Origin of the sequence: Mucilaginibacter sp. (assembly GCF_028288205.1) — a bacterium.
GTDB lineage: Bacteria > Bacteroidota > Bacteroidia > Sphingobacteriales > Sphingobacteriaceae > Mucilaginibacter.
The window spans coordinates 43,754-55,633 of record NZ_JAQBOD010000009.1 but is presented as its reverse complement, the minus strand read 5'-3'; the positions used below and the strand labels follow the sequence as shown (position 1 = coordinate 55,633).

General features: G+C 38.7%; 9 protein-coding genes. 6 read left to right on the top strand and 3 right to left on the bottom strand.

The features are described 5' to 3' along the window. The first annotated feature begins 15 nt into the window (after positions 1–15). From JWR23_RS01695 to JWR23_RS01685, 3 genes are all read left to right on the top strand, one after another. Complete coding sequence (locus JWR23_RS01695; RefSeq protein ID WP_299512126.1) at positions 16–135, top strand: ATP-binding protein; 120 nt, start codon at positions 16–18, stop codon at positions 133–135. An 841-nt stretch (positions 136–976) separates the two neighbouring features. Further along, entirely contained in the window at positions 977–2,326 is a 1,350-nt protein-coding gene (locus JWR23_RS01690) for a PhoH family protein (protein WP_299512118.1), read from the top strand. A 14-nt stretch (positions 2,327–2,340) separates the two neighbouring features. Then, positions 2,341–3,015 carry an SGNH/GDSL hydrolase family protein gene (locus tag JWR23_RS01685; protein WP_299512115.1) on the top strand — a complete coding sequence of 225 codons (675 nt, stop codon included), beginning with the start codon at positions 2,341–2,343 and terminating at the stop codon, positions 3,013–3,015. Between the two features lie 24 nt (positions 3,016–3,039). On the opposite strand, the gene JWR23_RS01680 is transcribed toward JWR23_RS01685, so the two are convergent. After that, the gene (locus JWR23_RS01680) at positions 3,040–5,175 is read right to left on the bottom strand and encodes an FUSC family membrane protein (RefSeq protein WP_299512113.1); all 2,136 of its coding nucleotides are present in this window, start codon (positions 5,173–5,175) and stop codon (positions 3,040–3,042) included. 199 nt (positions 5,176–5,374) lie between these two features. Between JWR23_RS01680 and JWR23_RS01675 the strand changes: the two genes are divergently transcribed. Further along, the gene (locus JWR23_RS01675) at positions 5,375–7,960 is read left to right on the top strand and encodes a phosphoenolpyruvate carboxylase (RefSeq protein ID WP_299512111.1); all 2,586 of its coding nucleotides are present in this window, start codon (positions 5,375–5,377) and stop codon (positions 7,958–7,960) included. Positions 7,961–8,038: 78 nt separating this feature from the next. Then, positions 8,039–8,566 (top strand): DUF4142 domain-containing protein, encoded by a 528-nt coding sequence (locus JWR23_RS01670; RefSeq protein WP_299512110.1) that lies wholly within the window; start codon positions 8,039–8,041, stop codon positions 8,564–8,566. Here JWR23_RS01670 and JWR23_RS01665 read toward each other — a convergent pair. After that, entirely contained in the window at positions 8,558–9,760 is a 1,203-nt protein-coding gene (locus JWR23_RS01665) for a DUF763 domain-containing protein (protein ID WP_299512108.1), read from the bottom strand. The genes JWR23_RS01670 and JWR23_RS01665 overlap by 9 nt on opposite strands. Before the next feature lie 77 nt (positions 9,761–9,837). On the opposite strand from JWR23_RS01665, the gene JWR23_RS01660 reads away from it, so the two are divergent. Continuing rightward, the gene (locus JWR23_RS01660; protein ID WP_299512106.1) at positions 9,838–10,773 is read left to right on the top strand and encodes an SMP-30/gluconolactonase/LRE family protein; all 936 of its coding nucleotides are present in this window, start codon (positions 9,838–9,840) and stop codon (positions 10,771–10,773) included. A gap of 293 nt (positions 10,774–11,066) precedes the next feature. Here the strand turns inward: JWR23_RS01660 and JWR23_RS01655 are convergent, their stop codons facing one another. Further along, entirely contained in the window at positions 11,067–11,858 is a 792-nt protein-coding gene (locus JWR23_RS01655; RefSeq protein ID WP_299512104.1) for an SDR family oxidoreductase, read from the bottom strand. Between the last annotated feature and the right edge of the window lie 22 nt (positions 11,859–11,880).

The following is an 11,880-nucleotide window of genomic DNA, read 5'->3' as shown; positions in this document are numbered from 1 at the left end:
GCACAATATTCCGGTCTGGGTTTGGGTCTTTACATCAGCGCAGAGATCATTCACCGCCATAATGGTGAGATCGGCGTGGATAGCCAGTTAGGTAAAGGAAGCACCTTTTGGTTTACGCTTCCGCTATCTTATTAAATCCCTTTACGTAAAAGGACCGCCAAAACGGGCCCTTTCCAAAAAAATCAAATTATTTTATTTCTGCCGCTGCAGCTTCGGGCCGGAGCCTCCTTTTTCAAATGTTAGACATTTATTTTAATTTGAAAATACACTATAATATTTCATTATAAGGAATTTTTACGCGCTTTTTGATGCCCTAAATTTAGAAATTGCCTAATGAATGTGGAAAAAGAACTTGTGAATAACTGTCGCTATAAGGTTTTTAAATGGTATGTGTACAGACCTTTCGTTGTGTTTCTACGCAGTTCAGCATGACACCCCCTGCAGAATATATGCATGTTTAAAACTCTATTTTATTGTTAGCAACCCGTTAATAAAAAACATAAAAAATATTTTGCAGATTAGGCGTATGTCCCGATATTGAAATCATCAAGAACGACGTACTTTGACAACCTTATTACAGGAATAACAGAAAGTGAATCGGGCAAATCTTCGGAAGCGCTAAAGATCACGGGACTGCCTGAGTTACACAAAACAGAAACCGCGCGAGCGATGGAAGCGTAGTGTTAATTAAATAGGGTATTAGTAGAAGCTGTTAATTTTTACGAAGAGCAACAGCGGAAGTAATGACTTTGATGTAACCGGAACCTGCAAGGCGGAAGGTGAGAGCGGGTCGGTCATCTTACAAAAGATTTTGATGCTTTATGAACAACCACGGTTAGTCATAAAGTAAAAAACGGGAGTTCAAATCGCAAGAGAAGGCTCCCGTTTTTGTTTTTATACCTGCCGGTTAACATACCGCTAATTATCCCGCCACTAATCTTCAATCTTTAATCTTTAATAGTTAATTTAGCGTCTTATGCATAAGGACGATAAAAGCAGGCCGAACGGGAGAAAAAAGATATTTGTTTTAGACACATCCGTGATCTTATACGATCATAACGCTTTTGAAAACTTCCAGGAACATGATGTGGCCATACCTATACAGGTATTGGAAGAGCTGGATAATATGAAAAGCGGCAATGATACCCGCAACTTTGAGGCCCGCAGCTTTATCAGGCTGATAGATGATATTTCCCGTAAAAAACTCATTAACAAATGGCATCCTTTAAACGGCACTAACAAAGGTAATTTTAAAGTAGTAATTGATATAAAAACTACGAATATTAATGCCGAAATTGTTTTTGGATCTGATAAAGTAGATCATCGTATATTAAACGCGGCGCTTGGTTTACAGGAAGAATATCCTGATAAAAAGGTAGTACTGGTATCAAAAGATATTTGCCTGCGCCTAAAAGCCAAGGCGCTTAATTTACATGCGGAAGATTACGAAACCGGCAAGGTTAAAAACCTGGATGAGCTATATACCGGTAAAACAGTTTTAAACGTAACAGATAAACAAATAGCCCAATTAAATAAACAAGATAGTTTACCTGCTGAAGATTTTGAGCTAAAAGCGAATACCAGTAATCATTTTTATATACTGGAAGGAAAGAAATCTATTGCATCAGGTTTTTATAATAGCCAAAGTCAAAAGCTTCAAAAGGTTACCAATCAGCCTGTATTTAATATCTTCCCTAAAAACCAGGAGCAAGCTTTTGCTATACATGCCTTGTTGAACCCGGATATTAAATTGGTTACCATACAGGGTAATGCGGGTACCGGTAAAACCTTATTGGCATTAGCCGGCGCGTTAGAGCAGCGCAAATATTACCGCCAGATATACGTTACACGCCCAATTGTGCCATTAAGCAATAAGGATATTGGCTTTTTACCGGGCGATATAAAATCAAAAATAGACCCCTACATGGCGCCTATTTGGGATAACCTTAAGTTTATTAAAGACCAGTTTGCTGATGATGAAAAAATGCAGGCTAAAATTGACGAGTTGGTTGAAAATGATAAAATATCTATAGCGCCACTGGCCTTTATACGCGGGCGCACACTAAGCAAAATATTTTTTATTGTAGACGAGGCGCAAAATCTTACTCCGCACGAAGTAAAAACTATTATATCCCGCGCAGGCGAAAACAGCAAATTTATATTTACCGGTGATATTTACCAGATAGATACCCCATATCTTGATGCAGAAAGTAACGGTCTCTCTTATTTAATTGATAGGGCAAAGGGCCATCCGTTATACGCGCACATTACCCTGCAAAAAGGCGAGCGGAGCGAGTTGGCTAATTTGGCTACGGAATTGCTGTGAGCAAATAATTGAAAATGAAAAACCTGTTGATATCTATTTTTATAATTTCCTCATTTACAGCATGTAAAAAATATGTTAAGCCAGATCCTGTAGTTGTTGTACCACCATTACATAATGTATTAGTATTAGGCAATAGCATTACTTACGCCCCCGCTAACCCATCAATAGGCTGGAATGGAAGTTGGGGTATGGCGGCAAGCGTTGCCGATAGTGATTATGTTCATTTACTTACGGCCCGTTTTAAATCAATGAATAAGGCTAATGAATTGACTGCAAAAAATATAGCCGAATTTGAAATTAGCTTTGATACCTACGATTTTGACCTGAATCTTAAGTCGTACAGAGATGTTAAACCCGATATAATTATTATCAGGATTGGCGAGAATGTTACAAGAAATGCTGATTCGGTATTGTTTGAGAAAAAATACGTTGCCCTGATAAATTATTTCACTGTAGCTAATCCGAAAGTTAAAATACTGGCAGTAGGGTCTGTATGGCCCGAAAGAGATATGGCAAATAAAGTAATGAGCAAATACTCTACTTTTATCTCACTGGTCTACTTGCAAAATGATCTTTCAAATTTTTCTTTCGGGTTATTTCCTGATCCATCAATAGAAAGTCATCCGTCTGATAAAGGCATGAGGAATATAAGTGATCAAATATGGACGGCGGTTCAAAAAATGTTATAATTAGATGTTATAATTAAAAGAGTCTTACTTCACTATATCATCCGTAACCTTAGCAATATCAACACTTATTTTATTAATAAAACCTAACTGGTCTTTTAATAGGTTGTCCGTTGCAGTGGGTATAAGTTCTTCTGCCGGCTCCGCTTTTTCGCCGGTAAACTCTATCCGTTCTCCGCCAAGTTTTTTATTGCTTTCATTTAATACAGCAATGCTTCGTTTAACTAACTTCAGGGTATCCGGTGTGATTTTATGTAATCCTTTTATAGTTATTTCTGATGCTACAGTAGCGATGTACGAGGACAATATATGGTTAAGCACCACAAATTTATGTATCTCTTTTATATTACGTTGCTTGCTTTTGGGCTCAGATGTCATTCGCTCAAATGCGGCAGATAAGTTGGCAGATTTTACATAAACCTCTTTACGGGCCAGCTTATATTCGGTAGTGGTAACTGTTGTACCGGTAATACTTTTGGCTATTTTAACCAAATAGTTTACGTTAGTATAAATCACTTCGGACAGGTTGGTTTTTACCTGCTCAAACTCCCATGTAGGGAAGATCAAATAGCTGGCTGCAAATGCAATCGTTGATCCTATTATAGTATCTACCATGCGCTCCTGTACAATATCAAGATGGCCTATCCCTAAAAACTTAAACAATATCAGCACATATGGGGTCATGAAAATAACGCTTACTATATAGTTTAAGCGCAGAAAGCTATAGGTGCCTATCATGAATACGATCAGGAAAACAAACTGAATATCGCTGTTAGGTATAAAAAGTAATATCAATATCCCAATTACCCCGCCTGCTATAGTGCCAATTAAACGCTGGTAATTACGCTGTTTTGAAAGACTAAAGCCCGGTTTTAATATCACAATAATGGTAAGCAGCACCCAGTAGCTGTGATGGCCCAATGAAAATATTTTTGCCGCAATAAAACCAATCAGGCAAACCAGCGATACCCTTAAAGCGTGCTTAAACGCTGCAGAATCTAATGAGAAATTATCAAAGAAAACATGCGGCTCATAATCCTGATGGGTTACAAATTTAGAGTACTCCACATCATTATTATTCTCTATTAATATTTTAGATGAGCTGGAGTTGTAATAATTAAATATGTTCTCTATCTCCTTGTTCAGATCGCGCAGGTTTATTAATATCTTTTTTAGTACCAGGTTGCTGGTTTCATGCCCATTGCTAACAGTATCAATTTTTAATTTAAGCTGCTCTAATTTAGGGTTGAAATCTACCAGGTGTTTATATCTTGTATTGGATAAAACAGCATAGCCAATCTTCTCCAATTCATTAGCCATTTGGTGTACTATATGTGCTATCTCGGGTAAAATGCCGGTATCCTTAAATTTATTGCGGATGTAGGCATAATCATAATGGGTAGCCATAATCTGCTCAAACATATCTACCAAATCAACAAAAGTAAGTACCAGTATGCGGCTGGCATTGGTTGATTCGCGCACCATCACCCTACTTTTAAATAGAAGCTCTCTAACCGCATCCTGGTGCTGGCTAACCTGTATTTGTTGCGATACCAGCTTATGATAATTTTCGTCAATATCAGTTTCCGGCAGATAAAAGTTGGCTTTTATTCTTAAAAACTTAACAATATCAGCTATATTTTCGCCCAGGGCCTGCTGTGCCGCGCGGTAGGGCCGAATGCCGAAAAATACCAGGCTAAACACCATATACCAAATACCGCCCGCTAATATGGTGGCGCTATATCCTAATATAACATCTGGCTTCATTTCTTTATCAATCATAAATATCATAATCAATAAAGAAGCCGTACCTACAGATGCGGCGCGGTTACCGTATACAATAAACATAGAGAACAGGAAGGAGAATATGGTAACCTCCAGCCCCAGGGTAAAAACATTAAGCCGGGCGAAACCTGTTGTAATTGCCACAACAAATAAGCACAAATTACCAACGGCCATAGCATTACGCTTATGTAATACAGGGCCCGGGCTGTCAATAACACAAATACAAACCGCGCCTAATGACATGGCTATGCCCAAATCGAATTTATTAAACTGCAGCAATACCAGCGAGGGCAGCAAAATACCTAACGACATACGCAAGCCATCAGAAAAATACTGACTAAAAAAGAAACTTTTTATTTCTTTGGTTTGAATTATCACATTACAAATCTCGTAAAAAAGGGTGATATATGAATTTGCAAAAATTTTATCGCAGTGCTATTTTTATAACCAATATTAGTGTCAATGAGGTTTTTTTTTAATAATTATTCAATTTTTAATGATTTTAGTTTAAATTCACACCGATTTATAATTAATAATAAACCACGCCTGCTTTTTTTAATATATTTATCTATTTAGTATGTCTTCAACGTTAAAACTCAGCCAAAGAGAAACAGCTTTTAATAACGAGGTTGTTACTCGTTTTGAGTTATATAACAGCTTATTTCAAACGCTGCCATTTTACCAGGTAAAAGAAATTGGTATTTTATTGCCGTTTTTTAGCTCGCATTGCGAAAAGGGAGCAATAAAGCAGCAATCGCCAACAGTTATAATTGAATCGTTTTTCAAAAAATATGTTCCGGATATTGATCATCGTGAGCAGCTTAACCGTATGTTTCGGTTTATACAATATATTGAGCGCCAAGTGGTTTTGTTTGATGCGATTGAAGATTCATCATTCAGCAAAATTGGAAGGCCAGACGATGTAGGCACATTAAACGGATTGCTGCAAGCTGCTGCAACCAGCGATCAGGTGCGCGAAAATATAAGCGAAAAACTTAAAGATTTTTCGTTAAGACTGGTACTTACCGCCCATCCAACGCAATTTTATCCCGGCACTGTACTGGGGATAATGACGGACCTGATAGAAGCATTAAAAATCAACGATATAAACAGTATTGATGTTTTATTACAGCAACTGGGTAAAACACCGTTCTTTAATAAAACATCACCAACACCGGTTGATGAAGCGGTTAGTTTGGTTTGGTTCCTTGAGAATACATTTTATCATGCTGTATCAGGCATACAAACAAAGCTTGAGGAAGAGTTTGATATTGATGAGAATAGAAAGAACCAGTTATTAGAACTTGGCTTTTGGCCAGGCGGCGACCGCGATGGTAACCCAAATGTAAATACAAAAACCACTTATGATGTGGCTGTTTTATTAAGGCAGATTGTATTCCGTTGTTATTACAGGGATTTCAGGGTTTTAAAGCGCAGGATAACTTTTAGGGGTATTGAAAAAACAATAGCCACTTTGGAGGCCCTGTTATATGAAAATGCCTTTAATAAACATCAACACAATGCTAAGGACCTGCAAGGCGAATTATTGGAACTTTTGCAGTCGGTACGTGAAACTTTAATTACCAGTCATGACAGTCTGTTTGTAAATATTGTTGAGGACCTGATAAGAAAAGTGCGCTTATTTGGCTGTTTCTTTGCTACGCTTGATATAAGGCAGGATAGCAGGGTATTACGCAACGTTTTTAATTATTGCACAGACAAGGGTATTGCAACCGGCTTACCTGCAGATTACGAAAAGCTAAGCGAAGAAGAAAAGCTACAGAACATAACTTTTAACGAGCTTAACTTTTTATGCCCCGAGGATGCGGATGATATGACCAGGGATACGCTTAATACCATTATGCTGATGAAACATATTCAGCATACTAATGGTGAAAAGGCTTGCCAAAGGTTTATTATAAGTAACTGTCAGCAGGCATCGGATATTTTACAGCTTATAGACCTGTTTTTATGGAGTGGCTGGAAGGCAGAAACTCTTACTGTTGATTTTATGCCATTGTTTGAAACAGTGAACGACCTGAAAGTTGCTGCAGTGGTAATGGAAAAATTATATATGCACCCATTTTATGCAGCGCATTTAAAAAAACGTGGTAATGCGCAAAGTATTATGCTGGGTTTCTCTGATAGTACTAAAGATGGTGGTTATTTAATGGCTAATTGGTCTATTTATAAAGCAAAAGTTGAGCTTACTGCTATGGCCCGGAAATACGATATCAACCTGGCATTTTTTGACGGGAGGGGCGGGCCACCGGCACGTGGTGGTGGTAAAACGCATCGTTTCTATGCTTCGATGGGTAGCGAAATTGCCAATAAACAAATACAATTAACTATACAAGGCCAAACGGTTAGCTCGCAATACGGATCAGTAGAAACTGCCCGTTTTAATATAGAGCAACTGATAAATGCCGGGGTAACCTCATCATTAAATCCAGACAGTAATGACTTGCTGAGCGCCCGCCAAAAAACATTGATCACTGATATGGCAGATGCCAGCTATAAACTTTTTATGGACCTGAGAGAGCATAAATTATTTGTAGAATATTTAGAGAAATTTAGTCCGCTTAAATTATTATCAAAAATTAATATAAGCAGCAGGCCAACCAAGCGCAACGCCGGAGCGCCGCTAAAACTGGAAGATTTGCGTGCCATAAGCTTTGTAACAGCCTGGAGCCAATTAAAACAAAGCATCCCCGGGTTTTACGGGGTAGGTACGGCGTTGCAAAAAATGAAGCAAAAGGGCGATTGGGATGAAGTTAAACAGCTATATAATACGTCAGGATTTTTCAAGACCATGCTGGATAATTGTATCATGTCTATGTCTAAATCTGATTTCAGGATAACTGCTTATTTAGAGAAGGATGAAAAGTTCGGTGCATTCTGGAAACAGTTGAAAGATGAATTTGAATTGACCAAAGCCTTATTATTGGAGCTAACCGGAACAGAAGTATTGATGCAGGATTCGCCTGTTGACCGCCGTTCTATTAGTATACGTGAGAAGATTGTATTGCCCTTGGTAATTGTACAGCATTATGCCTTACAATGCCTGAATAATACAACCGATAAGGAATTAATTGAGATATATGATAAACTGGTAATAAGAACTGTATACGGTATTGTTAACGCGGGAAGAAATTTAGCTTAATTTAGTATTGTCATGATAATGTAAACCGTATAAGAGTATATTTGTTATACCCAATTAGTATAACCTTACGGCTTGCAAATGAAAAAGTTAATTCGCCTCTTATTCGGGATAGTGATATTATTTGCTATATCATCATGTACGGATAATAAACACGCCAAAAATTATAATACTGTAGTTGATAAAGGCGGATCAGTCTTTATAATACAAGGATTAGAAGCCGGGCTTGCCGAAATAAAGGCAGCTAAATTAGCCGAGGTAAACTCAAAAAATCCACGGATCATCAACTTTGCCAAAATGATGATAGCCGACCATACACAGACGGGAGATGAACTGGAAAAAATTGGTATTAACAAAGGAATAACCGAAGGTGATACTATCAATGCTGAACATCAAAAACTGATTGACAATATATCTACAAAAAAGGGTGCCGATTTTGATAAAGCTTATATACAAATGATGGTAACCGATCATGAAAGCGTTATAAAGCTATTCGCCGGGGCTGCCGGGAATAAAAGTGCCGATATTCAAAATTTCGCTAAAAAAACATTGCCGGCTTTAAAAATGCATTTAGATTCGGCTAATGCTATTTGTGCCGCGTTAAAATAGCTTTAGCTGTTGTTCCCTGGGTGGTTTGGCTTTACCAAATACAGTGCGGCCACCATATTTCCAGGAGTTGTTTCTTTCCTCCTCTATCAATTTATCAAAATTTGTGTTGGGGATAAAATCCTGTTCTGCTCTTTGAGCTATTTGGGTTAGCCTTTTTATAGCTTCACTTTTTTCACTATTACCTAATTTGGCTTTGTGTATAGCGGTTTGCAGCGTACCAATAGTTTCATCATAAACCTTTGTTGGCACAGGGAAGGGATGCCCGTCTTTACCACCATGCGCGAAGGAAAAGCGTGCCGGGTCTTTAAACCTTGATGGCGTGCCGTATATTACTTCGCTAACTAAGGTTAATGACTGCAAAGTTCGTGGACCTAATCCTTTAAGTAACAACAGTTCTTCAAAATCTTCCGGGCGTTTTTCATGGGCCAACCATAGTACAGCGCCTAATCTTTTAAGGTCCACATCTTTTTCTTTTACATCATGGTGCGATGGCATTACCAGTTTGCTTATCTCCCTGAGCATGGTGTCGGGGTTTTCATTTGCTATTTGCATAACCCCGGCCCGCGCGGGCGCAGCATGGCTATCGGACATGTTCAATATAAGGCCGTTATTTTTTCCGTAAATGGAGGTATGCGGATCATCAACAAATGAGGTTAGCGAATCAGAGTGCCAATGGTACCGGCGGGCGGTACTTGACGCGTCGCTCATGCCTTGTTGCACTACGCTCCATTTACCCGTATCGCTTAAAATAAAATTGTGGGTATATAGTTGAAACCCATCCTGTATAGCGGTATTATCAACCTTAGCGCTGAGCTTGCTGCATTTAACCAGGTAGTTACCGTCGAGGCCGGTGCGTTCGCTAATTCTTATCAACTCATCAGGCGTTTGTTTGGAATATTTGCCCTTGCCACCGCATATATAAATGCCCAGATCTTTGCTATGCGGATTGATAGCACGTTTCAACGCTCCCATAACAGAAGTAGTAATACCCGATGAGTGCCAGTCCATACCCATAACTGCCCCAAGGCTCTGGAACCAGAAAGGGTCGCTTAAACGGCGTAATACTTCGTCTTTGCCATGATCTAAAACTATGGTCTCTACCACTGCCAGGCCTAATTTGGCCATTCTTTCTGCCAGCCATTGCGGTACGTAACCATAATGCAAAGGCAGATCAGCACTTCCCGAACGCTTCATGCTAACAAATTTAGCAAATTAATAAATTGCATCATAACAATTTATTAGCGAATATTGAGTACCAATTTATTCCGCATATGAAAACAATATTTAAAGTTGCCATTGTGCTTACGATAAGCTTTTGTGTTTTTACATCAATGCGCGTGCATAAAAACACACAGTTGACATTATCAAAAGCAGACTCAACCGATGCCCTGTTTGCCCCCGGTACCAAGCCACAGTTAATATCAAGGCAGTTCTCTTTCACCGAAGGTGCTTCAGTTGATAAAAAGGGCAATGTGTTTTTTACCGACCAGAATAATAATAAGATATGGGAGTATGACACCGATGGTAAGCTATCACTGTTTCTTGATAGCGCAGGCCGATCAAACGGGATGTATATTGATAAAAAGGGTAATTTAATTACCTGTGCCGATGAAAATGAACAGCTATGGTCAATCAGTCCTAAAAAGAAAATTACTGTTTTATTAAAAGACTACCAGGGGCATTTATTTAACGGGCCCAATGATGTGTGGGTGGCACCTAATGGAGGACTGTATATTACCGATCCGTATTACCAGCGCCCGTGGTGGTCGCGAAAAAAAAGTGATCTTGATGGAGAAAAAGTTTACTATCTACCCAAAAATAGTTCAACACCTGTTATAGTTATCAGCGATTTTAAAAGGCCCAATGGTATTGTTGGTACGCCTGACGGCAAATACATTTATGTTGCTGATGCCGGAGCAGGCAAAACCTATAAATACACCATTAATAAAGATGGTTCATTATCTGATAAAACACTGTTTGTATCACAAGGATCAGACGGGATGACGCTGGATGAAAAAGGCAACGTTTATTTAACCGGTAAAGGGGTGACTATTTATAACCCGGACGGAAAACGAATTGCACGTATTCCTATTGATGAGCCGTGGACAGCCAATATATGCTTTGGTGGGAAAAATAAAGATGTTTTGTTCCTAACCGCGTCGACAGCTATTTATACCTTTCAGATGAAGGTAAGAGGGGTAGAGTAAGTGTTTCACAAAAATATGAAACACATGAAACACTCTTTTGGGTTAACCTATTGATATATAGTATTTTGACAAAATGAGTGAAACACTTTGAAACAGTACAAAAGCTTTAAGTAAACGTATGTAAATATCTTATAATAAGTAATTTATGCTACTTTTGCTATTTTTGCAAATTTGGGGTGAAACACATGATGTGAAACACTTTTTTTTGCCTGAAACAGTGTATTGTTACACTTTTTGTTGTTAATCCTGTATTGGGTTTACCCTTGGTTTTTAGTCCATTAGCTCTCCAATCACTATGTTATAGCAATCTGGTAATCGTACTTTAATATCGCACCAATATTCAGGCTGGAAATTATTTTCCAGCTTTTTCTTTCGGTTATAAAATGCGGTGCTTCCAGTCTTGATCGCTTTGCTGCATTCGCATAAAATTCAGACCGGATAGGGTGGTTTGGCGAGCAGGCATTATAAGTATAACCAAAAGCTTGTTGAGTTAATATAGCTTCGCTTATGCCAATACAGTCTGTTAAATGTATCAGGTTAACCGGCGCATCACCATTAGGGATATTAGTTTTTCCCGCGAAGAATCTGCCCGGATCACGGCCCGGGCCAATTAAGCCCGCGAAGCGGATGATGGTTGTGGTAAAAGCAGGTTGCTCTTTTAAAAGATTTTCGGCCTGCAGTATTATTTTGCCTGATTCATTATCGGGCTTGGGTTCGTTCAACTCATTAACTTCACTATTTGTGTCGCCATAAACACTTGTTGAGCTTATGAGTACCACTTGTTTAATTTTATGCGCTATTATAGGTGTTATTAAGCGCCTGATTTTAATCAGATATTCTTCGCCATTGCCGGCCCTTGCTTTTGGCGGGATGCTGATCCAGAGTACATCACAATTAAAAAAAGTGGGGTCAATGGTTTCGTTGTCAATAGGAAGATCAATAAGGTAAGGTTCGATCTTAGCTTCGGCAAGTAAGGCTAATTTATCGGGTGACGTTGTAGAACCCTTAACGGTAATTCCCTTTTTTACCAGCGCTTTAGCCAGTTCCAATCCGTACCATCCGCAGCCTAATATGCTTACCGTCATGCATCAAATATGCTGTTTTTAA